This window comes from Pseudomonas sp. R43(2017) (assembly GCF_002112345.1).
In the GTDB taxonomy this organism is placed as follows: Bacteria; Pseudomonadota; Gammaproteobacteria; order Pseudomonadales; family Pseudomonadaceae; genus Aquipseudomonas; species Aquipseudomonas kribbensis.
The window spans coordinates 252,606-274,582 of sequence record NZ_NEHJ01000011.1; the positions used below are offsets into that span (position 1 = coordinate 252,606).

The 21,977-nt window shown below is 63.3% G+C and carries 24 protein-coding genes; 9 read left to right on the plus strand and 15 right to left on the minus strand.

The features are described 5' to 3' along the window. The 12 genes from CAG02_RS27770 to nrdR form a co-directional block, all read right to left on the minus strand. Nucleotides 1-801, minus strand: a complete 801-nt coding sequence (locus CAG02_RS27770) for a cobalamin-binding protein (protein ID WP_085712317.1) — start codon at nucleotides 799-801, stop codon at nucleotides 1-3. Beyond that, nucleotides 801-1,220: an MFS transporter gene (locus tag CAG02_RS27775; RefSeq protein WP_085712318.1), complete on the minus strand. Its 420-nt coding sequence runs from the start codon at nucleotides 1,218-1,220 to the stop codon at nucleotides 801-803. The genes CAG02_RS27770 and CAG02_RS27775 overlap by 1 nt, the downstream gene beginning before the upstream one ends. Then, a complete protein-coding gene (gene ribA, locus CAG02_RS27780) occupies nucleotides 1,217-1,834 on the minus strand; it encodes a GTP cyclohydrolase II (protein WP_065259552.1) in 618 nt (205 codons plus the stop codon). Before ribA ends, CAG02_RS27775 begins: the two co-directional genes overlap by 4 nt. A gap of 123 nt (nucleotides 1,835-1,957) precedes the next feature. After that, entirely contained in the window at nucleotides 1,958-2,692 is a 735-nt protein-coding gene (locus CAG02_RS27785; RefSeq protein WP_085712319.1) for an ABC transporter substrate-binding protein, read from the minus strand. A 28-nt stretch (nucleotides 2,693-2,720) separates the two neighbouring features. Continuing rightward, a complete protein-coding gene (locus CAG02_RS27790; RefSeq protein WP_065259550.1) occupies nucleotides 2,721-3,224 on the minus strand; it encodes a phosphatidylglycerophosphatase A in 504 nt (167 codons plus the stop codon). Then, nucleotides 3,221-4,186 (minus strand): thiamine-phosphate kinase, encoded by a 966-nt coding sequence (gene thiL / locus CAG02_RS27795; protein WP_085712320.1) that lies wholly within the window; start codon nucleotides 4,184-4,186, stop codon nucleotides 3,221-3,223. The genes CAG02_RS27790 and thiL overlap by 4 nt, the downstream gene beginning before the upstream one ends. A gap of 17 nt (nucleotides 4,187-4,203) precedes the next feature. Then, on the minus strand, nucleotides 4,204-4,704 hold the full coding sequence (nusB, locus tag CAG02_RS27800) for a transcription antitermination factor NusB (protein ID WP_085712321.1): 501 nt from the start codon (nucleotides 4,702-4,704) through the stop codon (nucleotides 4,204-4,206). Further along, nucleotides 4,701-5,177, minus strand: coding sequence for a 6,7-dimethyl-8-ribityllumazine synthase (ribE, locus tag CAG02_RS27805; protein WP_003228649.1), 477 nt, complete (start codon nucleotides 5,175-5,177; stop codon nucleotides 4,701-4,703). Before ribE ends, nusB begins: the two co-directional genes overlap by 4 nt. Before the next feature lie 91 nt (nucleotides 5,178-5,268). Further along, nucleotides 5,269-6,360, minus strand: coding sequence for a bifunctional 3,4-dihydroxy-2-butanone-4-phosphate synthase/GTP cyclohydrolase II (gene ribBA, locus CAG02_RS27810; protein WP_065259547.1), 1,092 nt, complete (start codon nucleotides 6,358-6,360; stop codon nucleotides 5,269-5,271). Nucleotides 6,361-6,376: 16 nt separating this feature from the next. Then, nucleotides 6,377-7,039: a riboflavin synthase gene (locus CAG02_RS27815; RefSeq protein WP_085712322.1), complete on the minus strand. Its 663-nt coding sequence runs from the start codon at nucleotides 7,037-7,039 to the stop codon at nucleotides 6,377-6,379. Between the two features lie 47 nt (nucleotides 7,040-7,086). Continuing rightward, nucleotides 7,087-8,220, minus strand: coding sequence for a bifunctional diaminohydroxyphosphoribosylaminopyrimidine deaminase/5-amino-6-(5-phosphoribosylamino)uracil reductase RibD (ribD, locus tag CAG02_RS27820; RefSeq protein WP_085712323.1), 1,134 nt, complete (start codon nucleotides 8,218-8,220; stop codon nucleotides 7,087-7,089). Then, the gene (gene nrdR, locus CAG02_RS27825) at nucleotides 8,217-8,681 is read right to left on the minus strand and encodes a transcriptional regulator NrdR (protein WP_003228656.1); all 465 of its coding nucleotides are present in this window, start codon (nucleotides 8,679-8,681) and stop codon (nucleotides 8,217-8,219) included. Before nrdR ends, ribD begins: the two co-directional genes overlap by 4 nt. A 128-nt stretch (nucleotides 8,682-8,809) precedes the next feature. On the opposite strand from nrdR, the gene CAG02_RS27830 reads away from it, so the two are divergent. Genes CAG02_RS27830 through trxA form a run of 3 tightly spaced genes read left to right on the plus strand, consistent with a single transcriptional unit; the run spans nucleotide 8,810 to nucleotide 10,839 of the window. Next, entirely contained in the window at nucleotides 8,810-9,274 is a 465-nt protein-coding gene (locus CAG02_RS27830) for a hypothetical protein (RefSeq protein WP_085712324.1), read from the plus strand. Then, nucleotides 9,271-9,927 (plus strand): methyltransferase, encoded by a 657-nt coding sequence (locus CAG02_RS27835; RefSeq protein ID WP_085712325.1) that lies wholly within the window; start codon nucleotides 9,271-9,273, stop codon nucleotides 9,925-9,927. The genes CAG02_RS27830 and CAG02_RS27835 overlap by 4 nt, the downstream gene beginning before the upstream one ends. Before the next feature lie 39 nt (nucleotides 9,928-9,966). Then, the gene (gene trxA, locus CAG02_RS27840; protein ID WP_085712326.1) at nucleotides 9,967-10,839 is read left to right on the plus strand and encodes a thioredoxin; all 873 of its coding nucleotides are present in this window, start codon (nucleotides 9,967-9,969) and stop codon (nucleotides 10,837-10,839) included. A 4-nt stretch (nucleotides 10,840-10,843) separates the two neighbouring features. On the opposite strand, the gene CAG02_RS27845 is transcribed toward trxA, so the two are convergent. After that, nucleotides 10,844-11,203 (minus strand): hypothetical protein, encoded by a 360-nt coding sequence (locus CAG02_RS27845; RefSeq protein WP_085712327.1) that lies wholly within the window; start codon nucleotides 11,201-11,203, stop codon nucleotides 10,844-10,846. Nucleotides 11,204-11,337: 134 nt separating this feature from the next. Between CAG02_RS27845 and CAG02_RS27850 the strand changes: the two genes are divergently transcribed. The 5 genes from CAG02_RS27850 (at nucleotide 11,338) to CAG02_RS27870 (ending at nucleotide 15,384) form a co-directional block, all read left to right on the plus strand. After that, on the plus strand, nucleotides 11,338-11,940 hold the full coding sequence (locus tag CAG02_RS27850; RefSeq protein WP_085712328.1) for a DUF2796 domain-containing protein: 603 nt from the start codon (nucleotides 11,338-11,340) through the stop codon (nucleotides 11,938-11,940). A 15-nt stretch (nucleotides 11,941-11,955) separates the two neighbouring features. Beyond that, on the plus strand, nucleotides 11,956-12,666 hold the full coding sequence (locus CAG02_RS27855) for an ABC transporter ATP-binding protein (protein ID WP_085712329.1): 711 nt from the start codon (nucleotides 11,956-11,958) through the stop codon (nucleotides 12,664-12,666). A gap of 1 nt (nucleotide 12,667) precedes the next feature. Next, on the plus strand, nucleotides 12,668-13,933 hold the full coding sequence (locus tag CAG02_RS27860; protein ID WP_064599744.1) for an ABC transporter permease: 1,266 nt from the start codon (nucleotides 12,668-12,670) through the stop codon (nucleotides 13,931-13,933). 11 nt (nucleotides 13,934-13,944) lie between these two features. Then, a complete protein-coding gene (locus CAG02_RS27865; RefSeq protein ID WP_085712361.1) occupies nucleotides 13,945-14,463 on the plus strand; it encodes a DUF3299 domain-containing protein in 519 nt (172 codons plus the stop codon). A gap of 222 nt (nucleotides 14,464-14,685) precedes the next feature. After that, on the plus strand, nucleotides 14,686-15,384 hold the full coding sequence (locus CAG02_RS27870; protein WP_085712330.1) for an OmpW family protein: 699 nt from the start codon (nucleotides 14,686-14,688) through the stop codon (nucleotides 15,382-15,384). Between the two features lie 190 nt (nucleotides 15,385-15,574). Here CAG02_RS27870 and CAG02_RS27875 read toward each other — a convergent pair whose 3' ends face one another. Both CAG02_RS27875 and CAG02_RS27880 read right to left on the minus strand, forming a co-directional pair. Beyond that, nucleotides 15,575-16,504: an NAD-dependent epimerase/dehydratase family protein gene (locus CAG02_RS27875; protein WP_085712331.1), complete on the minus strand. Its 930-nt coding sequence runs from the start codon at nucleotides 16,502-16,504 to the stop codon at nucleotides 15,575-15,577. Then, a complete protein-coding gene (locus CAG02_RS27880; RefSeq protein WP_085712332.1) occupies nucleotides 16,497-17,381 on the minus strand; it encodes a sugar nucleotide-binding protein in 885 nt (294 codons plus the stop codon). The genes CAG02_RS27875 and CAG02_RS27880 overlap by 8 nt, the downstream gene beginning before the upstream one ends. Nucleotides 17,382-17,559: 178 nt before the next feature. Between CAG02_RS27880 and CAG02_RS27885 the strand changes: the two genes are divergently transcribed. Further along, a complete protein-coding gene (locus CAG02_RS27885; RefSeq protein ID WP_085712333.1) occupies nucleotides 17,560-21,855 on the plus strand; it encodes a DEAD/DEAH box helicase in 4,296 nt (1,431 codons plus the stop codon). Nucleotides 21,856-21,977: the final 122 nt, after the last annotated feature.

A 21,977-nucleotide genomic window follows, 5' to 3' on the forward strand; every position in this document is an offset into this window, starting at 1 on the left:
TCAGCGGTCTGGCGCAATCAGTTGGCAGAGCTTGGCCGTCGCTTCGATCATCTGCCCGCTAGGACGCTCCAGACCTTTGTCGGTGACCAGCAGCAATTGCCGATGCTTCACCGCTGCCACCTGTGGCCAGGCATTCCACGCATTCAGTTGTGGCTGATCGCCGGCCAGAATCACCTCGGGATCACGCTGTAAAACGGCTTCGATGCTCACCTGCGGCGCCGGCAGCGTCAGGTCGGCGAACACATTGCGTGCGCCGCACACTTCAAGCGCATCGCTGATGATCTGCCCGCCGCCGATGGTGTACAGCGGCTTGTCCCAGACTTGATAGAACACCCGCAGCGGCGTTTCCCGTCGATAGCGCTGGCGTAGCTCATCGAGCTTGCGACGCAACTCGGCCGCCCGCTCAACCCCGCGCCCAGGTCGACCGAGTTGTGCAGCGATGGCTTCGATCTGCGTGGTCAACTGCTCGAAACTGTCGGGTTCGGCAACGAAGGTCGGGATGTTCAGGCGCTTGAGCTGATCGCGCTGGGCCGGGCCGACACTGCCGGGCCACAACAGCAACAAGTCAGGTTTGAGACTGAGCAACCGCTCCATGTCGAGCTGGCCATAACGGCCCACCGAAGGCACATCCTTGATCGCGGACGGCCGGTCACCGGCATCCAGCACGCCCACCAGCAGGTCGGCCGAATGCAGCTCCACAACGATTTCAGACAGGGATGGCGCGAGACTGACCACCCGCAGGGCGGCCAGGGTTTCGCTGCTGACGGCCAACAGCAGAACTGCCAGCCAGAGACGACGCATCAACCAAGTTGACGCGGGATACGGTAGAGGTAGAACAGCACCGCCGTGGACAGCGCCAGTAGCATCAACGGCACCGCTTCGAGGCCGACGAACACCGCCAGTGCGCCGATCCATGCCGGTAATCCCGCCGCCAGAAACGCCGTGCGACGACGCGCCGCGAGGGCAATCCACGCAGCAGGTTCTTCAGGGGTATCGAGGGCTTTTTGTGTGGCGATCAGCGCGTGTTTGTAACGGCCGAAGAATTTCAGGCTGACAAACATCGAGGCTACGCCGGCAATGAACAACGGCATCGCCAGCACCGGCATGATCGCTTCGCTCTCGCCGAATACGGCGTTGAGCACGAACAGCGGCACCAGTGCCAGCGCCAGGTATTTCCACCAGGCGAGCGACAGGCGGCGGCGCACCTGACCCCGGGTCACGCCCGGTCTACCTCGCCCTGATGTTCGTTGCCCATCATGTGGTCGAGCTTGCTGGCCTTGGTCGCCAGGTACAGTTTGTTGTGCGGGTTGTGGCCGGTGTGCAGCGGCACGCGCTCGGCGACGACGATGTTCATGTCAGTCAGGGCTTTGACCTTGCGCGGGTTGTTGGTCATCAAGCGCAGGGATTTCACGCCCAGATGCTCCAGCATCGGCAGGCACATGGCGTAGTCACGTTGGTCGGCGGCAAAGCCCAGACGCTCGTTGGCTTCAACGGTGTCGGCACCGCCGTCCTGCAATTCGTAGGCGCGGATCTTGTTCAGCAGGCCAATGCCACGACCTTCCTGACGCAGGTACAGCAACACGCCACGACCTTCGCGGGCGATCGCCTTGAGGGCGGCCTCCAGTTGCGAGCCGCAGTCGCAACGCTGGCTGAACAAGGCATCGCCGGTCAGGCATTCGGAGTGCAACCGGCCGAGTACCGGGGCACCGTCGGCAATCTCACCCAGGCTCAGCACGACGTGCTCGCGGCCGGTGGCTTCATCGAGAAAACCGTGCATGGTGAATTGCGCAAAAGGCGTTGGCAGCTTGGAAGCGGCGACAAAAACGACAGGCACCGGTGTGCTCCTGATCTAAAAAGTCCGAGATTCGCTGGGCGGCATTGTAACAGCAGGTTCCGGCAGACGCTTAGGCTGAATTATCGGCCATAACGATCAAAAAGTTTGATGACTGGCCTGCCGTCATTGCCCCCGGTCGAACGGATACGGCTGCTTCCAGCGTTCGAAGATGGGCTTCAATTCGCCGCTTTTCACCAGTTGATCCATGCGCTGGTCGTAGATCGACATCAGCGCACGGGCCTGAGGGGTGTCGGCGAAGCCGAGGTACAGCGGCAACTCCGCCAGATGCGAGTAACGGTATTGCGAAGGGTCGGCGGCATTTCTCACCACCGCTTCGATTTCCGTCAGCGCATCGATGTAGTAATCCGCCCGCCCCTGCTTGAGCATCGACAGGATCCCGGTGCGGCGTTCGATCTGGTTGTAGCGCTTGATATTCGGCAGGTAGGTCTCGTATCGATAACCCCGCACCCAGGCCAGCCGGTACTTGCCGAGAGTGGCCTCGGTCGGTGCCGGGTTGCTGGCCAGGCCCAGTGCGTAGATGTGATCGGAATCGAAGTTCCATTTGGGATACAGAACCTGCTCGGCCTCCCCGCGATAGGAGCCGACCAGTGCGTCGACTTCCTTCAACTGCACCAGGCCCACCGAGCGGGTGTACGGCACGGTGCGGATATCCAGAGTCACGCCGGCGGGTTCAAATACCTTGCGCAGGACGTCCCAGCCCAGGCCGTGGCCATCGGCGGCGGTGTAGTCTTCCCAGTCTTCACTGGCCAGGTGAATGACCGACGGCGGCGCATCCTGTGCATGGGCAACAGCACCCAGCAGGATAAAAAACAGTATCGCCAACCCGCGTCGAGCCATCCCTGTGTCCCTCATCCACGCCTTGAAATCAGGCGAAAATCCACACCAGACCCTGCATCGCCAGCCAGGCGAACACGCCCGCCAGCACGTCGTCGAGCATGATGCCGACGCCGCCATGCACATGCCGGTCGATCCAGCGGATCGGCCACGGCTTGAGGATGTCGAAGAAGCGGAACATCAGGAACCCGGCGAGCAACCAATACCAGCCTTCCGGCACCAGCCACAGGGTGATCCACATCCCGACCATCTCGTCCCAGACGATGCCTTCGTGGTCGTGCACCCGCAGATCGTCGGCCACCTTGCCGCACAGCCAGAAGCCGAACAGCATGGTGATCCCGAGCATCAGCCAGTAGCCCCAGTCGGGCAACATCTGCCACAACGGAATAAAGGGTAGCGCAACTAACGAGCCCCACGTGCCCGGTGCTTTCGGCAAGGTGCCGGAACCGAAGCCGAATGCAATGAAATGCCAGGGATTGCGCCAGACCGACGGCGGAACGAATTCGCCGGGAACCTGTTTCGGGTGATCTGTCACGGTGACTCCTGAAAATGTTGATAACCCCGGATTTGCGGGGTGATGTCATGCCCTTCGCGGTCCAGCAGCACCACGCCCTGCCCCTCTGCCACACGCCCGATCACATGGATCGGCCAGCCATCGGCCAGCAACGCTGGCAATTCGACGGACGGCAAGGTAAAGGCCAGCACGTAATCATCGCCACCGCTCAACGCCGCACGTTCGGCGCCGCGCTGACCAAGAAACGCCACCAGCGCGTCCGACAACGGGACACGCTCACGCTCGACTTCGAGGCGAACCTTCGAGGCCAGTGCAATATGGCCGCAATCGGCGAGCAGGCCATCGGAGATATCCAGCGCTGAAGTGGCCTTGCCGCGCAGTGCCTGACCGAGGGCCAGTTGCGGTTGCGGCGACCAGTAATGATCAAGCAGCGGCTGAGCGATGTGCGGCTCGGCGTCACGCTGGCCAAGCACAAGCGGCAAGGCGCCGGCGGCATTGCCCAGCTCGCCGCCGACACACAGCAAGTCGCCGGGCTGCGCGCCGCTGCGGGTCAGGGCCTTTCCGGCCGGAACACGGCCGAACACGGTAACAGTGAGGCTCAGCGGCCCGCGCGTCGTGTCGCCGCCGACCAGCGCCACACTGCAGCTTTGCGCCATGCGGTTCAAACCACGGGCATAGGCTTGCAGCCAATCGGCGGTCACCGTCGGCAAGGTCAGGGCAAGGGTAAAGGCAACGGGCGTGGCGCCCATGGCAGCGAGGTCGCTGACCGCCACGGCCAGCGAGCGCTGACCGAGCAGAAACGGATCGCAGGGGTCGGCGAAATGCACGCCGGCCACCAGCGTATCGGTGGAAATCGCCAGCTGCTCCCCGGAAGGAACCGCCAGCAAGGCGCAGTCGTCGCCGATCCCCAGTGCAACGCCCTCGCCGCCCTGCGCACAAGGCGCGGCGGCGAAGAAATTGCGGATCAGCTCAAACTCGCCCATGAGGTATCAAGCGCGTTTTAGCGCTTGAACGCCTTCACTTCAGCTTCACGCAGGCGTGGTGCCAGCTTGTCGAGCACGCCGTTGACGAACTTGTGGCCGTCGGTCGAACCGAAGACCTTGGCCAGTTCGATACCTTCGTTGATCACAACGCGGTACGGCACGTCGACGCGCTTGAGCAGTTCCCAGGTGGACAGGCGCAGAACCGCCAGTTCAACCGGGTCCAGCTCTTCGATCGCCAGGTCCAGGCAAGGCTTGAGCGCGGTGTCGATTTCGGTGCGGTTGGCCGGAACCCCGTGGAGGATTTCGCGGAAATACGCGCCATCGACATCGGTGAAATCGTTATCGACCCGGAACTGCGCTTCGATCTCGTTCAGCGAAGCCTTGGCCATGTGCCATTGATACAGCGCCTGAGTCGCGAGCTGACGGGCTTCGCGGCGCTTGGCGCTCTTCGATGGCTTGCCGGCATCCGCAGGTTTCGGATCGCGCGGGTTGAAACGATCGCTATCGTCGCTAATCACTTGGCCTCCAACTGCGCCAGCAGGCTGACCATTTCCAGAGCGGACAGGGCAGCTTCAGCACCTTTGTTGCCGGCCTTGGTGCCGGAACGTTCGATGGCTTGCTCGATGGAATCAACGGTCAGGACGCCGAAAGCGACCGGAACGCCGAATTCCATGGACACCTGGGCCAGGCCCTTGGTGCATTCGCCAGCCACGTATTCGAAGTGCGGAGTGCCGCCACGAATGACCGCGCCCAGGGCGATGATTGCTGCGAACTCGCCTTTCTGGGCGACTTTTTGCGCAACCAGCGGGATTTCGAAGGCGCCAGGTGCGCGGATGATGGTGATGTCGCTTTCGCTCACGCCGTGGCGAACCAGGGCATCAACTGCACCGCTGACCAGGCTTTCAACCACGAAGCTGTTGAAACGGCCCACTACCAAAGCGTAGCGGCCTTTAGGGGCGATGAAGGTACCTTCGATGGTCTTCAGGGTCATTCGTCAGATCTCTTAAAGAGCCGGGACGCGTCTGTTTCGCGTCCCTCAGTGATTTATTTGCCGCGAATTCGGGTCCGGAAACAACCGGTCATTATTCGGAGGGCACGTATTCTACAACTTCCAGATCGAAACCGGATATCGCATTGAACTTCATCGGTGCCGACATCAGGCGCATTTTGCGCACGCCGAGGTCACGCAGGATCTGCGAACCGGCACCGACGATGCTGTAAGTGGTCGGTTTTTTCACCGCCGCCTGATCGCCGGTTTCGCGGATGTGCGCCAGCAGCACGTCGCCGTCGAGCGGGTGACCGAGCAACAGCACCACACCGCTGCCGGCCTCGGCAACCGCAGCCATGGCGGCGCGCAGGCTCCAGCGGCCCGGCTGTTTGACCATCAGCAGGTCGCGCAGCGGGTCCATGTTGTGCACGCGAACCAGGGTCGGCTCTTCGGCGCAAACGGTGCCCAGGGTCAGTGCCATGTGCACGTCGCCTTCCACGGAATCACGATAGGTCACCAGGTTGAATTGGCCCAGTTCGCTGTCCAGTGGCTGCTCGGCAATCCGCTGAACGGTACGTTCGTGGATCATCCGGTAGTGAATCAGGTCGGCGATGGTGCCGATCTTGATGTTGTGTTCGGCCGCGAAAGCTTCCAGTTCGGCGCGACGGGACATGGTGCCGTCGTCGTTCATCACTTCGCAGATCACGCCGCTCGGCTCGAAACCGGCCATGCGCGCCAGGTCACAAGCCGCTTCGGTGTGGCCGGCGCGAGCCAGGGTGCCGCCGGCCTGGGCCATCAGCGGGAAGATGTGGCCCGGGCTGACGATGTCTTCGGCTTTCGCGTCTTTCGCCGCAGCCGCCTGCACGGTGCGCGCGCGGTCAGCGGCGGAGATGCCGGTGGTCACGCCTTCGGCCGCTTCGATCGAGACGGTGAACTTGGTGCCGAAACCGGAACCGTTGCGCGGCGCCATCAGCGGCAGCTTCAGGGTTTCGCAGCGCTCGCGGCTCATCGGCATGCAGATCAGGCCACGGGCGTGCTTGGCCATGAAGTTGATGTGCTCGGCCTTGCAGCATTCGGCGGCCATGATCAGGTCGCCTTCGTTCTCGCGGTCTTCGTCATCCATGAGGATGACCATCTTGCCTTGGCGGATGTCTTCAACCAGTTCTTCGATGCTATTGAGCGCCACAAGGCACCCCCTTCAGTCAGGATTTGAGGTAGCCGTTGGCGGCCAGAAAGCTTTCGGTGATGCCACCGGACGTTGGCTCTGCGGCCTTGTCACCCAGTAGCAGGCGCTCCAGATAACGCGCCAGCAGGTCGACTTCCAGGTTCACCCGGCGACCTGGCTTGTAGGACGCCATGATGGTTTCGCTCAGGGTGTGCGGAATGATCGTCAGCAGGAATTCGGCGCCATCGACCGCGTTCACGGTCAGGCTGGTGCCGTCGACGGTGATCGAACCTTTGTGGGCGATGTACTTGGCCAGCTCTTTCGGCGCGCGGATGCGAAATTCCACGGCGCGGGCATTGTCGCTGCGCGAGACCACTTCGCCGACACCGTCGACGTGACCGCTGACCAGATGCCCGCCGAGACGGGTTGTCGGGGTCAGGGCTTTTTCCAGGTTGACCGGGCTGCCGCTTTTCAGGTCATTCATGGCGGTGCAGTCAAGGGTTTCGCGACTGACGTCGGCGGCGAAGCCGTCGCCCGGCAGTTCAACGGCGGTCAGGCACACGCCGTTGACCGCGATGCTGTCGCCGAGTTTGACGTCGCTCAGGTCGAGCTTGCCGGTTTCGACATGCACCCGCACATCACCGCCCTTTGGGGTCAGTGCGCGGATACTGCCGATGGATTCGATGATGCCGGTAAACATGGGGTTCTCCTTGAGAACGAAGCCAGCGCTAACGCGATGGCCGGGAATTATACGCTCGCCGATGAGACAGGGATTGCGGTGACTCGCCAGTCATCGCCAACCGCGCGAATTTCAGTGATTTTCAGCTCCGGCGCATCCTTCATATAGGCTAGCGGCCAGTCCAGCAGCGGACGCGCCGTGGAGCCGAGGAACTTGCCGGCGATGAAGATCACGAACTCGTCGACCAGACCGAGCCGGGCAAACGCGCCGGCCAGTCGCGGGCCGGCCTCGACCAGCACTTCGTTGACGCCACGACTGGCCAGCTCGATCAGCAATTGATGCAGATCGACCTGACCGTCATCGCCCGGCACGATCAGGCATTCCGGGCCATGGGCGTACTGTTCTTCGATGGCCACGCAGGTGGCGACCAGCGCCGGGCCGGCCTTGAAGAACGGCGCATCCAGCGGCACCCGCAGGCGTCCATCGATCAGCACCCGCAGCGGCGGACGGCTCAGGGCCAGCGCGGTTTGTTCGGCATCCAGCCCCAGCTCATCGCCGCGCACGGTCAGGCGTGCGCCATCGGCCAGCACCGTGTCGGCGCCGGTCAGCACCACGCTGGCCTGGGCGCGCAAGCGCTGCACCGCCGAACGTGCGGCAGGGCCGGTGATCCACTGGCTCTCGCCACTCTCCATCGCGGTGCGACCGTCGAGGCTCATGGCCAACTTGACCCGCACGAACGGCAAGCCGTGTTCCATGCGTTTCAGAAAACCTTGATTGAGCTTGCGCGCCTCGCTTTCCAGCACGCCGCTTTCAGTGGCGATGCCGGCATCGGCCAGACGTTGCAGACCGCGTCCGGCGACTTGCGGATTGGGATCGCGCATCGCCGCGACCACCCGACCGACACCGGCATTCACCAGTGCATCGGCGCAGGGCGGTGTGCGGCCGTGGTGGCTGCAAGGTTCGAGGGTGACGTAAGCGGTCGCGCCCCGGGCCAGCTCACCGGCAGCGCGCAGGGCGTGGACTTCGGCGTGGGGTTCGCCGGCGCGCTCATGCCAGCCTTCGCCGACAATCTGCCCGTCGCGCACGATCACACAGCCGACCCGTGGATTGGGATGAGTCGTGTAGTGCCCTTTGCGCGCCAGTTCCAGGGCCCGGGCCATGAAGTGAGCGTCGAGAATGGCCTGTTCGGCGGCGGTGGTCATTCTTTCACCGGTTCACGGGCGAGACGGTCGATCTCTTCGCGGAACTCGTTGAGGTCCTGGAAGCGGCGGTACACGGAAGCGAAACGGATGTAGGCGACTTCATCGAGCTTTTGCAACTCGGCCATCACCAGTTCGCCGACCACGAGGGATTTGACCTCGCGTTCGCCGGTGGCGCGCAGCTTGTGTTTGATGTGCACCAGCGAGGACTCGAGACGCTCGACGCTCACCGGACGTTTCTCCAGGGCGCGCTGCATGCCGGCGCGGAGTTTTTCTTCGTCGAACGGCTGGCGGCTGCCGTCGGTTTTGATCAGGCGCGGCAACACCAGTTCGGCCGTCTCGAACGTCGTGAAACGTTCGCCGCAGGCCAGGCATTCACGCCGGCGGCGCACCTGTTCGCCCTCGGCGACCAGACGCGAGTCGATGACCTTGGTGTCGTTGGCACCGCAGAAGGGACAGTGCATGGTGGCTGGCAACAAAAAAAGGGAGGGCCATGGTAGCGCATCCCGGTGGCAAGACAAGCCATAGGCTTTGCGGTATACAGACTGCCATGATCGTTTGATCCATGGATTTCATTTTGACGGAGCCACCAATGTCGCTACGACCGCTCGTTTTGCTCAGTGTTTTCGCCCTGCTGGTGGCCTGTGGCAGCGATAAGCCCAAGCCGCAGCCGCCAGCGCCGGGCCCGGCGCCGCAACAGGCGCAGAAAAAGGCCAAGGAAGCAGCCGACCTCGGCCCGCTGCCCGCGTATCAACGGGAACTGAGCGGCACCCTGCAGGGTGTGCCGGCGGGCGCCGAAGTCGAACTGGCGCTGCTGGTGATCGACGAGAAAGGTCGCCCGCAACAATTGCTCGCCAGCTCCAGCCTGATCGGCAACAACCAGGTTCTGCCGTTTCGCCTGCGCTTCAACCCTGATGCGTTCCCGGTCGGTGCGCGGGTCGAACTGCGTGGCCGCGCCACTCAATCCGGCCAGTTGATCCTGCACCTGCCGTCGCAGACCATCAGCCAGCCGACCACCCAGGCCCTGGGCCAGCTGCAGTTTGTCAAAGCGCCATGAATGCACCGCTGGACCTGCAACAGGCGCTGGGCGAACTGCTCGGCGACGCCCGACTGGTGGCCTGCCCGCTGCCGGACACTGACCTGAAACTGTGGCTGATCGACGGCGACAACATGGCCCGGGAATTCAGCCCGGACGAAACCCGGCGGATCCTGCACGAGCCGCCGTACTGGAGTTTCTGCTGGGCCAGCGGCCTGGCTGTGGCACGCTATCTGGCGGAGTTCCCCGAGTGGGTGCGTGGTAAACGGGTTCTGGATTTCGGCGCCGGTTCCGGGATCGCCGGGATTGCCGCCGTGAAGGCCGGCGCGCTCGAAGTGGTGGCCTGCGACCTCGATCCGCTGGCGATTGCCGCGTGCCGGGCCAACGCCGAACTCAATGACGTGCAGATGAGCTACTCCACGGATTTCTTCGCCGAGGCGGATCGCTTCGATCTGATCCTGGTGGCCGACGTTCTCTACGACCGGGAAAACCTGCCGCTGCTCGACGCGTTTCTCAGTCGCGGCCGGGAGGCGCTGGTGGCGGATTCACGGGTCAGGGATTTCCGTCATCCGCTATACCGGCGCATCGAAATGCTCGAAGCCATGACCCTGCCGGATCTGGCCGAGCCCGAAGAGTTTCGCCATGTCAGCCTCTACCACGCGGCCCGCGCCTGACCGTATAGTTGCCCCATTCACGCTTTTACGAGATACCCCATGAGTCAGCAAACGCCGTACATCTTCGACGCCACGACGGCCGACTTCGACCAGTCGGTGATCGAGGCTTCCTTTCAAAAACCGGTGCTGGTGGATTTCTGGGCCGAATGGTGCGCGCCGTGCAAGGCGCTGATGCCGATGCTGCAAGGCATCGCCGAGAGCTATCAGGGCGAGTTGCTGCTGGCCAAGGTCGATTGCGACGTCGAGCAGGACATCGTTGCCCGTTTCGGCATCCGCAGCCTGCCGACCGTGGTGCTGTTCAAGGACGGTCAACCGGTGGACGGTTTTGCCGGCGCCCAACCGGAATCCGCCGTGCGTGCCCTGCTTGAACCTCACGTAAAAATGCCACCGCCGGCAGCGGCTGATCCGTTCGAGCAAGCCCAGGCGCTGTTCGACGAAGGCCGTTTCGCCGATGCCGAAGCGGCGCTGGTGGTGATGCTCAACGAAGACAACACCAACGCCAAGGCGCTGATTCTCTACGCCCGCTGCCTGACTGAACGCGGTGAGCTGGGCGAAGCGCAAACCGTGCTCGACGCGGTCAAGAGCGACGAGCACAAGGCTGCACTGGCCGGCGCCAAGGCGCAGATCAAGTTCCTCGGCCTGGCCCGTGACCTGCCGGACGCCGCCGACCTGAAAAGCCGTCTGGCGCAAAACCCGCAGGACGATGAAGCGGTGTATCAACTGGCGATCCAGCAACTGGCCCGCCAGCAATACGAAGCGGCGCTGGACGCCTTGCTCAAGCTGTTCATCCGCAACCGCAGCTACGGTGAAGGCCTGCCGCACAAGACCTTGCTGCAAGTGTTCGAACTGCTGGGCAACGATCACCCGCTGGTGACCGCTTACCGGCGCAAGGTGTTTGCCGCGCTGTACTAAGCGCTTACTCGATCCAGCTGTAGAGCGGCGTGTCCCCGCCGCTCGCCACTTTCACATCCGACGAATGCCGCAGGCGCACCAGCAAGCGCTTGCCCGCCGCCGCACTGCCGGTCAGTCCTTCGAGCTGATCCAGCAGCTCCGGCCCGCTGAGTTGCCCGGCCTTGCGCAGCAAATCCCTGGCGACCTGCCACAACGCGTCATCCTGATTGACCGGCTTCGCTACAGGCGCGGTCGCTGCTGCTTGCGGCTGGGCCGTTTGCACCTGCACGCCAAACTGCGCACCGAGCCGCGCCCAGTCGCTTTCATCCAGTTCCAGGGTCAAATCCACCGGCAACTCACCGACGGTTCCGCGTATCCGCAACATAACTTCGCTCCCGCACTTTTCTGACCTGCATGCTCCCACGGGACTTGTGTAACGCCAAGCGGGCGGGCAAACTCTGCGCACTTTCGTTATAAGATTACATAACAAACTCTTCACTTTACTTCCCGGAGTTCGCCATGCGTCGTCTGCTGCTCGCTTTGCCGTTTGCCCTGTTGCCGCTGGCCATCGCCCAGGCTGCCGATGAGCACGATCATGATCACGAACATGGCAGCCTCGGTGCCCACGAGCATGGCGTCGGTCGCCTGAACGCGGCGCTCGACGGCCAGACCCTGGAGCTGGAACTGGAAAGCCCGGCGATGAACCTCGTCGGTTTCGAACACGTCGCCACCAGCGATGCCGACAAGGCCAAGGTCGCCGCCGCCCGTGCGCAGCTGGAAAAACCTTTGGCGCTGTTCAGCCTGCCGGCCGCTGCCGGTTGCAAAGTCGCCAGTCAGAAACTGGAAAGCCCGCTGTTCGGTGACAAGCCGGATGCCGACGATCACGACGACGATGACCACGACGAAGATGCCAAGGGTGGTGAAGCGCATCACCACGACCACAGCGAAATCCACGCTCACTACCAGTTCACCTGCGCAGCTCCGGGCGCCTTGACTACTCTGGATCTGGCGAACATTTTCAATACCTTCCCGGCGACCCAGAAAATTCAGGTACAACTGATCAGCCCGAACGGCCAGCAAGGCACGGAAGTGACGGCCAAATCCGCCGCCCTGAAATTCTGATCACGAACCGGCACCATGACCCAAGCACTCATCGAACTGTCCGACCTCGGCTTCAACTGGCCCGGTCACCCGCCGCTGCTGGACATCCCGGCGTTTCGTCTGGAACCGGGTGAAACCCTGTTCCTCAAGGGCCCCAGCGGCAGCGGCAAGACCACCCTGCTCGGCCTGCTCGGCGGGGTGCAGAAGCCCGGTCGCGGCAGCATTCGCCTGCTCGGCCAGGAACTGACCGAGCTGGGTGCCGGCGCTCGCGACCGTTTTCGCGTCGATCACACCGGCTACATTTTCCAGCAGTTCAACCTGCTGCCGTTTCTCTCGGTGCGTGAGAACGTCGAGCTGCCCTGCCACTTTTCGAAGCTGCGGGCAGACCGTGCGAAGCAACGTCATGGCAGTGTCGATCAGGCAGCGGCTACGCTGCTCGCCCACCTGGGTCTGAAGGACGAAGGCATTCTCGGACGCCGCGCCGATTCGCTGTCGATCGGTCAACAGCAACGGGTCGCCGCTGCTCGCGCACTGATCGGTCAGCCGGAACTGGTGATCGCCGACGAGCCGACTTCGGCGCTGGATTACGACGCCCGGGAAAACTTCATTCGTCTGTTGTTCGCCGAATGCCGTGAGGCCGGTTCGAGCCTGCTGTTCGTCAGCCACGACCAGAGCCTGGCGCCGCTGTTCGACCGTCACCTGTCCCTGGCCGAACTCAATCGCGCCGCCACGTCTGCCGAGGTCTGAGATGTATCTGTTCCGTCTGGCCATGGCCAGCCTCGCCAACCGCCGCTTTACCGCTCTGCTTACCGCTTTCGCCATCGCCCTCTCCGTCTGCCTGCTGCTGGCGGTGGAGCGGGTGCGCACCGAAGCCAAGGCCAGTTTCGCCAGCACCATCAGCGGCACCGACCTGATCGTCGGCGCCCGCTCCGGTTCGGTGAACCTGCTGTTGTATTCGGTGTTCCGCATCGGCAACGCCACCAACAACATCCGTTGGGACAGCTTCGAACACTTCGCCAGCAATCCGAAAGTGAAGTGGGCAATCCCGATGTCCCTCGGTGATTCCCATCGCGGCTACCGCGTGATGGGCACCACCGAAGCCTATTTCGAGCATTACCAGTACGGTCGCCAGCAGCATCTGGAGCTGGCCGACGGCCGTGCCTTCGCTACCGATCCGTTCGAAGTGGTACTCGGCGCCGAAGTGGCCGAGGCACTGCATTACAAGCTCGGCGACAAGCTGGTGCTGGCCCACGGCGTGGCGGCGATCAGCCTGGTCAAGCACGACGACAAACCGTTCACCGTGGTCGGCATTCTCAAGCGCACCGGCACCCCAGTGGACCGTACGTTGCACATCAGCCTCGGCGGCATGGAGGCGATCCACATCGACTGGCACAACGGTGTGCCGGCCCGTGGCAACGGGCGGATCAGCGCCGATCAGGCGCGCAACATGGACCTGACGCCGCAAGCGATCACCGCGTTCATGCTCGGCCTCAACAGCAAGATTTCCACCTTCGCGCTGCAACGCGAGATCAACGAATTCCGTGGCGAGCCGATGCTGGCGATCCTGCCGGGCGTGGCCTTGCAGGAACTGTGGAGCCTGATGAGCACCGCCGAAAAAGCGTTGTTCGTGGTCTCGCTGTTCGTGGTGCTGACCGGGTTGATCGGCATGCTCACGGCGATTCTCACCAGCCTCAACGAACGTCGTCGCGAGATGGCGATTCTGCGTTCGGTCGGTGCGCGGCCGTGGCACATTGCGAGCCTGCTGGTGCTGGAAGCCTTTGCCCTGGCACTGACCGGGGTGATCGCCGGGCTGGCCTTGCTGTACATCGGCATCGCCGCAGCACAGGGTTATGTGCAGGCCAATTACGGCTTGTATCTGCCGCTGGCATGGCCAAGCGAGTATGAATGGACGCTGCTCGGTGGCATTCTGGCTGCCGCGCTGCTGATGGGCAGCGTGCCGGCCTGGCGCGCGTATCGCCAATCATTGGCCGATGGCCTGTCGATCCGTTTATGAGGATGTTCACCATGCCCCGCGCTGTCCTTGCGCTGCTGATGCTGGTCGCCCTGCCCGTCTGGGCGGCGGCACCGAAAGACCTGACCTGGTCGGAGATGATCCCGCCGGACGCGGCGCCCGAAGTGCCGAACATGACACCGCTGCATGACCTGTCGAAGATGAGCGATGCGCTGTCCGCCGAGTCGGCGCCGGCCGCCAAGCAGGACATGCCCAACGCCCCGGTAGTGCAAAGCCTCGACGGGCAGAACATCCGCCTGCCGGGCTACATCGTGCCACTGGAAGTCAGCGAGGAAGGCCGCACCACGGACTTCCTGCTGGTGCCGTATTTCGGCGCCTGCATCCACGTGCCGCCACCGCCGTCGAACCAGATCGTGCATGTGAAAAGCGAAGTCGGCGTGAAACTCGACGAGCTGTATCAGCCGTACTGGGTCGAAGGGCCATTGCAGGTCAAGCCGTCCACCAGCGAGCTGGCGGATGCGGGCTATCAGATGGATGCGGACAAGATTTATGTGTACGAGCTGCCGGAGTAAGTCCGGTAATTCTGTACTGTTTGGCCCATTGTCTTCGCGAGCAAGCTCGCTCCCACAGTTGACCGAGCTCTAATGTGGGAGCGAGCTTGCTCGCGAAGGGGTCGGCAAAGGTTCCACAAATAAACCCGCCATCACTGTTTCATTGAGCTGAGTCAAAAGACCGTATCAGACGGATTCGTACCATAGGACATCAAACATTTTTAACGTCCTTTGGGAGCTTCCATGAACAAGTCCTTGCTCAGCGCTTCGCTGTTTGCCCTCGCGCTCGCAGCCCCGCTCGCCCACGCCCACGAAGCCGGCGACATCATCGTTCGTGCCGGTGCGATCACCGTCAACCCGAAGGCCGACAGCTCCAGCGTCAAGGTCGACCAGGGTCCGCTGAGCGGCACCAACCTGGGCGGCAAGGCGACCATGAGTAGCGACACCCAACTGGGCCTGAACTTCGCCTACATGCTGACCAACAACATCGGTATTGAACTGTTGGCCGCGTCGCCGTTCGAGCATGACGTGAAGATCAAGGGCACTGCCCTGCCGGCCGCCAACGGCAAGCTCGGCACCCTGAAACACCTGCCGCCGACCCTGAGCGTCGTCTACTACCCGCTGGACGCGAAGTCGGCCTTCCAGCCGTACATCGGCGGCGGCATCAACTACACCTGGATCTACGACGAGCACGTCGGCAGCGAAGCCCAGTCCAACGGCTTCAGCAACTTCAAGGCGAAAAACTCCTGGGGCCTGGCCTGGCAGGTCGGCGCCGACTATATGCTGACCGACAACATCATGCTCAACGCCCAGGTGCGCTACATCGACATCGACACCCGCGCCACCGTCGAGAACAACGCCGTGGCTCCGGGCACTCGCGCAAAAGTGAATGTCGACGTCGATCCATTTGTGTACATGGTCGGTCTGGGCTACAAGTTCTAAGCGAGCAATCAAAGAACGTTCACGTGGTGGTGAATGAGGCTTGGTGGCGGGCAGACTCAGAACTGACGGCGATGTTACGCAATCGACCGGGGAGCAAGCTCCCTCGCTACAGGAAACAGGTTTGAAACCCGAATTCCGGCCGTGAAAAAGGCGCCTGTCAAAAGGCGCCTTTTTCATGTCTGCAAGAAGCTCAGCGGCCGAGCAGACGGGCCAGGCCAACACTCATCGGCGTTGGCGTCGGGCACTTGAATCGCTCGAGCAACCGGCCGTTGTTCGCCCGTGAATGGCGGATGTCACCGGAGCGCGCCGGGCCGTAGCTGACCGGCGGCAGCTCACCAACCACCGCTTCCAGCGCGGCCAGCATCTGCTTGAGGTTGGTCGCCTGATTCCAGCCGACGTTCACCGCGCCGACTTGCACTTCAGGTTTTTCCAGGGCCTGCACCAGCACGTCGACCAGGTCTTCGACGTACATGAAATCCCGGGTCTGCTCGCCATCGCCGAACACGGTGATCGGCAGGCCTTTCTGCGCGCGTTCGCTGAAGATGCTGATCACGCCGGAGTACGGCGAGGACGGATCCTGGCGCGGGCCGAAAATGTTGAAGAAACGGAAGATCGCCGGTTCCAGACCGTGCTGGCGACGATAGAAATCGAAGTAGTGTTCACCCGCCAGTTTGTCCGAGGCGTATGGTGTAAGCGGCGCTTTCGGCGTGTCTTCGTTGATCGACTCGCCCTCGCCATTGTTGCCGTAGACCGCTGCGCTGGAAGCGAACAGCACACGCTTCACGCCGGCCTCGCGCATGGCTTCGCAGACGTTGAGCGTACCGATGAAGTTGCTCTGGTGAGTCTTCACCGGATCATCCACCGACGCCTGCACCGACGCCACGGCGGCCAGGTGCGCGACGGCGCTGCAGCCTTGCATCGCCCGGGCGACCAGAGCGGCATCGGCGACGTCGCCGACGATCAGCTCGACCTTGGGATTGTCCAGCGGCAGGTTGCTGCGTTTGCCGGTCGACAGGTCATCGAGGATCCGTACCGAGTGGCCGTTGGCGAGCAACGCATCCGTCAGGTGCGAACCGATGAAACCGGCGCCGCCAGTGATTAAAACAGGGCCTTCAGCCATGACGATAAAACCTATCCAGTAAGCCCGGGAGCGCGGCACGCCAGGCGCGCGGCTTGATCCCGAAAGTGTGCAGAATTTTCTTGCAGGCCAGCACCGCGTGTTGCGGCTCTTCGGCGGCATCCTCACGCGCGGCGTGGGCCTGGGCGGTCGGTTCTTCGATCGCCAGCGGATGCAGGCTGCGGGCCTCCGTAAGAATTGCCTGCCCCAGCGCCAGCGGTGTGGTCGCCTCGTGGCCGGCGTAGTGGTAAGTGCCCCACAGCGGCGCGGCGCAATCGAGTTGCTTGAGGACCGAGATGATCACCCGGGCCGCATCGTCGACCGGCGTCGGATTGCCGCGACGGTCATCTGCCAGCAGCAATTCATCCGGCTTTTCAGCGCGAGCGAGGAAACGCCCGAGTGTGCCTTCCGGGCTGTCGTCCAGCAGCCAGCCGAAACGCAGTAACACATGCTGCGGGCAGGTAGCGCGTACGCTCTGCTCGATCCGCCACAGCGCCTGGCCGCGCAGGCCCAACGGCACCGGCTCGTCCTTTTCGCTGTAGGCGGTGGCGCGGGAACCGTCAAATACCCGGTAGCTGGACGGCTGCACCAGCACAATGTTGTGGTGCTGGCACAATTCGGCCAGACGCTCGATGGCGCGTTCCTGGCCCGACAGACGGCTTTCGCTGACGGTCTCGGCCTGGAACCAGTCGAAATAGTAGGCAAGGTTGATCAATGCATCGGGACGGGTGTCGTCGAGCAGTTGTGTCAGGCTCGCGGCATCCCAGCCGTCTTCGGGCGGGCGGGGGGCGAGGAAACCGATGTCTTCCTCCGCACCGAGGCGAATCAGCGCCTGCCCAAGGGCATTTCCGCCGCCCAGTAACATAAGGCGCATTCGCATAGAGTCAGCAGGCCCAGTCTGATTGGAACGATGGCTTTAGCGACGATGCGCGTGGCACCGTCGTCGATAATTGCCGGAATCGTTGCATTTTGCGGGTTTAGTGCGCAACCGTCACCCGTAAAGTGTAGATCCCCGGCGGTACTTGCAACTTCGCCCGCCCGCCCGCATAACTGCAGACATGAATCTGCCCATCCCCAAGGACGTGGCCCTGGCAGGCTTCCACCCCGCCGTCAGCGCCTGGTTCAGCCGCACATTCGCGACGGTCACCGCCGCCCAGGCCCGCGCATGGCCGCTGATCCGCCAGCGCCGCTCGACGCTGATCGCCGCGCCCACCGGCTCCGGCAAGACCCTCACTGCATTCCTCGCGGTGCTCAACGATCTGGTCCACCGTGGCCTGGAAACCCCGGACGGCCTGCCGGACGAGACGCTGGTGGTCTACGTTTCACCGCTCAAGGCGCTGTCCAACGACATCCGCATCAACCTGCAGAACCCGCTGGCCGGGATAACCGACCAGTTACGTCAAATGGATCTGCCGCCGCTGGAAATCACCACCGCCGTGCGCACCGGTGACACCCCGCAAAAAGACCGCGCCGCCATGCGCAAGAGCGCGCCGCATATTCTGGTGACCACCCCGGAATCGCTCTACGTGCTGCTTGGCTCGGAATCCGGGCGCAAGATGCTCGGCACCACGCGTACCGTGATCGTCGATGAAATCCACGCCATCGCTGCCGGCAAACGCGGCAGCCATCTGGCCTTGAGCCTCGAACGCCTGCAGGCGTTGTGCGCCGAACCGCTGACCCGCATCGGTCTGTCGGCCACGCAAAAACCGATCGATGCGGTCGCGCGGTTTCTGGTCGGCCATGAGCGCCCGTGCGAAATCATCGACATCGGCCACGCCCGCCCACGGGATCTGGGCATCGAAGTGCCGCCGGTGCCGTTGTCGGCGGTCATGGCCAATGACGTCTGGGAACTGGTTTACGACCGCCTCGCCACGTTGGCCCGTGAACACCGCACCACGCTGATTTTCGTCAACACCCGGCGCCTGGCCGAACGCCTGAGCCGGCACCTGAGCGAACGTCTCGGCAAACACGCCGTAGCCGCGCACCATGGCAGCCTCGCCAAGGAGTTTCGCCTTGATGCAGAACAACGACTCAAGCGTGGCGAACTGCAAGTGCTGATCGCCACCGCGTCGCTGGAACTGGGGATCGACATCGGCGAAGTCGACCTCGTGTGCCAGATCGCTTCGCCGCGTTCGATTGCCGGGTTTCTGCAACGGGTCGGCCGTTCCGGGCACCAGGTCGGCGGCACGCCAAAGGGACGTCTGTTCGCCACCACCCGCGACGACCTGATCGAATGCGCCGCCCTGCTCGGCTGCGTGCGCCGGGGTGAACTCGATACGCTGCACATCCCCGAAGCGCCGCTGGACGTACTGGCGCAGCAGATCATCGCCGAGGTCAGTTGTCAGGAATGGGCCGAAGACGATTTGCTCGCACTGTTCCGCCGGGCCGAGCCCTACGCCCGACTCGACGAAAAACATTATCAGGCGCTGCTGACGATGCTCGCCGAGGGCTACAACGGTCGCCAGGGCATCCGCAGCGCCTACCTGCATCGCGACGCCGTCAGCCGAACCCTGCGCGGGCGGCGCGGCGCGCGACTGACCGCCGTGACCAGCGGCGGCACCATCCCGGACAACGCCGACTACAGCGTACTGCTTGAACCCCAAAGCCTGAACATCGGCAGCGTCAACGAAGACTTCGCCGTGGAAAGCATTGCCGGCGATGTGTTCCAGCTCGGCAATACCTCCTATCGAATCCTGCGGGTGGAAACCGGCAAGGTGCGGGTCGAAGATGCTCAGGGTCAGCCGCCGACCATTCCGTTCTGGCTCGGCGAAGCGCCTGGTCGCAGCGCCGAATTGTCGATGGCCGTGGCACGCCTGCAAGCACAGCTCGACGACTTGCTGAGCGCCAGCCCCGGCAATCTGCAACCGGCCCTCGACTGGCTGACCGCAACACTGGGACTGGATCTGGCCAGCGCCGAACAGCTTGTGGATTATCTGGCCCGCGCCCGCCTCGCCCTCGGCGCCTTGCCGTCCCAGGACACGCTGCTGATGGAGCGTTTTTTCGACGAGTCCGGCGGCACCCAACTGATCATTCATTCGCCGTTTGGCAGTCGCATCAACCGCGCCTGGGGCCTGGCCTTGCGCAAGCGTTTCTGCCGCACCTTCAACTTCGAATTGCAGGCCGCCGCCAGCGAAGACGCCATCGTGCTGTCACTGTCCACCAGCCACAGTTTCGAGCTCGACGAGGTCTGGCGTTATCTGCACAGCAACAGCGCCGAACACATCCTGATTCAAGCCGTGCTGGATGCGCCGTTGTTCGGTGTGCGCTGGCGCTGGAATGCCGGGGTGGCGCTGGCCCTGCCGCGCTACACTGGCGGGCGCAAAGTCGCGCCGCAATTGCAGCGGATGAAAAGCGAGGACCTGATCGCCAGCGTGTTTCCCGATCAGATCGCCTGCCTGGAAAACCTCGCCGGTGAACGGGAAATCCCCGAGCACCCGCTTGTGGAGCAGACCCTCGACGACTGCCTGCACGAAGCGATGGACAGCGAAGGCTGGCTGCAACTGCTGCGGCGCATGGAGTGCGGCGAAGTGCGGCTGATCGCCCGTGACCTTCCGGCGCCCTCGCCGCTCGCGGCGGAAATCCTCAGCGCCCGCCCCTACACCTTTCTCGACGACGCGCCGCTGGAAGAGCGCCGCACCCAGGCCGTGCTGAATCGCCGCTGGAGCGATCCACAATCCACCGATGACCTCGGTGCGCTGGACGCCGACGCGATCACAGCCGTACGCGAAGAAGCCTGGCCGACACCGAACAACCCCGATGAAATGCACGAAGCGCTGATGAGTCTGGCCTGCATCAGCGACCGCGAAGTCGAGGCCAATCCGCATTGGCGCGACTGGCTGAATGCCCTGGCCGACACCGGTCGAGCCTGCCGATTGCAGATCGATCCCGAGCACCCGCTTTGGCTGGCACGGGAACGCCTGACCTGCCTGCAAGCGCTTTATCCACAGGCGCATTCGGCACTGCCAGCGCTATCGGGTTTCGATGAGGTCTGGACCGCCGACGATGCCTTGGTGGAAGTCATCCGCGCACGGCTGAGTGCATTCGGCCCGCTGCCGCTGGAGGCCATTGCCCGGCCGCTGTCATTGCCAGCTGCACCGGTCCATCAAGCCCTCGCCCGATTGGAGCGAGAAGGCTATGTCCTGCGCGGTCGGTTCACCCCGGGGCTGGGCATTGAAGAATGGTGCGAACGCCATCTGCTGGCGCGAATCCACCGCTACACGGTCAAGCGCCTGCGCCGGGAAATCGAGCCAGTGGCGTTGCAGGATTTCATGCGCTTCTTGTTCGATTGGCAGCACTTGTCCCCATCCACCCGTGGTCAGGGCAGCACCGTGTTACCAGCGATTGTCGGCCAGTTCGAAGGCTATCCGGCTGCCGCTTCGGCGTGGGACAGCGACATCCTTCCCGCGCGACTCAAGGACTATTCACCGAGCTGGCTGGATGATCTGTGCCGCAGCGGCAAACTGGTGTGGACGCGGCTCAGCGCCCGGCAGAAAACCAGCGGCACGGCGCTGCGCAGTACGCCCGTTGTGCTATTGCCGCGCAGTCAGGTCGGGTTGTGGAGTTCGCTGGCCGAACAGACGCCGATCAGTGACCTGTCGCCTAAAACGCAGAAAGTCTTCGAGGCTCTCAGCCAGCATGGCGCGCTGTTTTTCGATGAGCTGATTCATGAAGCGCACCTGCTGCGCACCGAACTGGAAATCGCCTTGCAGGAACTGGTCGGCGCCGGCCTGGTGAATGCCGATAGTTTTGCCGGCCTGCGAGCGCTGATCACCCCGGCGAGCAAGCGCCAGCAGCGCAGCAGTCGGCGCGGGCGCGGGGCGTTTGTCGGAGGTATGGACGATGCCGGGCGGTGGGCGCTTCTGCGTCGCGGGCCGGTTGTGGAGAACAGCCAGACAGCGTCGCCCGAAACCCTCGAACACATCGCCATGACTTTATTGCGCCGTTACGGCGTGGTGTTCTGGCGCCTGCTGGAACGGGAGGCAGACTGGCTGCCGAGCTGGCGAGAATTGCTGCGCACTTTCCATCGACTGGAGGCCCGCGGCGAGATTCGTGGCGGGCGATTTGTCAGTGGCCTGGCCGGCGAGCAATTCGCCCTGCCCGAGGCAATACCACTGCTGCGCGAAGTCCGCCGCCGGCCCCATGACGGCAGCCTGATCGCAGTGTGCGGGGTCGATCCGCTGAACCTCGCCGGCACCCTGCTACCGGGCGCGAAAGTACCGGCGCTGGCAAGCAATCGGCTGGTGTATCGCGACGGGTTGCCGGTCGCTGCGGAGGTCGCCGGCAAGCCGCAATTCTGGGTGGAACTGGATCAGGTTTCCATGGCGCAGGTGCGTAGCAAACTGATCCGGCATTGATGTAAACCGGTCTGGCCTCTTCGCGGGCAAGCCCGCTCCCACAAGGTTCTGTGTGACGCCGAAATAGCGGCCCCCCCATCAATGTGGGAGCGGGCTTGCCCGCGAAGAGGCCCGCATAACCA

What these genes read in the sequence shown, in the direction of transcription:
- CAG02_RS27770 (WP_085712317.1), bottom strand. Translation starts at nt 801, where the DNA reads ATGCGTCGTCTCTGGCTGGCAGTTCTGCTGTTGGCCGTCAGCAGCGAA.
- CAG02_RS27785 (WP_085712319.1), bottom strand. Translation starts at nt 2,692, where the DNA reads ATGGCTCGACGCGGGTTGGCGATACTGTTTTTTATCCTGCTGGGTGCT.
- thiL (WP_085712320.1), bottom strand. Translation starts at nt 4,186, where the DNA reads ATGGGCGAGTTTGAGCTGATCCGCAATTTCTTCGCCGCCGCGCCTTGT.
- ribE (WP_003228649.1), bottom strand. Translation starts at nt 5,177, where the DNA reads ATGACCCTGAAGACCATCGAAGGTACCTTCATCGCCCCTAAAGGCCGC.
- CAG02_RS27815 (WP_085712322.1), bottom strand. Translation starts at nt 7,039, where the DNA reads ATGTTTACCGGCATCATCGAATCCATCGGCAGTATCCGCGCACTGACC.
- ribD (WP_085712323.1), bottom strand. Translation starts at nt 8,220, where the DNA reads ATGACCACCGCCGCCGAACAGGCCATTCTCGACGCTCACTTCATGGCC.
- nrdR (WP_003228656.1), bottom strand. Translation starts at nt 8,681, where the DNA reads ATGCACTGTCCCTTCTGCGGTGCCAACGACACCAAGGTCATCGACTCG.
- CAG02_RS27830 (WP_085712324.1), top strand. Translation starts at nt 8,810, where the DNA reads ATGTCGCTACGACCGCTCGTTTTGCTCAGTGTTTTCGCCCTGCTGGTG.
- CAG02_RS27835 (WP_085712325.1), top strand. Translation starts at nt 9,271, where the DNA reads ATGAATGCACCGCTGGACCTGCAACAGGCGCTGGGCGAACTGCTCGGC.
- trxA (WP_085712326.1), top strand. Translation starts at nt 9,967, where the DNA reads ATGAGTCAGCAAACGCCGTACATCTTCGACGCCACGACGGCCGACTTC.
- CAG02_RS27845 (WP_085712327.1), bottom strand. Translation starts at nt 11,203, where the DNA reads ATGTTGCGGATACGCGGAACCGTCGGTGAGTTGCCGGTGGATTTGACC.
- CAG02_RS27850 (WP_085712328.1), top strand. Translation starts at nt 11,338, where the DNA reads ATGCGTCGTCTGCTGCTCGCTTTGCCGTTTGCCCTGTTGCCGCTGGCC.
- CAG02_RS27855 (WP_085712329.1), top strand. Translation starts at nt 11,956, where the DNA reads ATGACCCAAGCACTCATCGAACTGTCCGACCTCGGCTTCAACTGGCCC.
- CAG02_RS27860 (WP_064599744.1), top strand. Translation starts at nt 12,668, where the DNA reads ATGTATCTGTTCCGTCTGGCCATGGCCAGCCTCGCCAACCGCCGCTTT.
- CAG02_RS27865 (WP_085712361.1), top strand. Translation starts at nt 13,945, where the DNA reads ATGCCCCGCGCTGTCCTTGCGCTGCTGATGCTGGTCGCCCTGCCCGTC.
- CAG02_RS27870 (WP_085712330.1), top strand. Translation starts at nt 14,686, where the DNA reads ATGAACAAGTCCTTGCTCAGCGCTTCGCTGTTTGCCCTCGCGCTCGCA.
- CAG02_RS27875 (WP_085712331.1), bottom strand. Translation starts at nt 16,504, where the DNA reads ATGGCTGAAGGCCCTGTTTTAATCACTGGCGGCGCCGGTTTCATCGGT.
- CAG02_RS27880 (WP_085712332.1), bottom strand. Translation starts at nt 17,381, where the DNA reads ATGCGAATGCGCCTTATGTTACTGGGCGGCGGAAATGCCCTTGGGCAG.
- CAG02_RS27885 (WP_085712333.1), top strand. Translation starts at nt 17,560, where the DNA reads ATGAATCTGCCCATCCCCAAGGACGTGGCCCTGGCAGGCTTCCACCCC.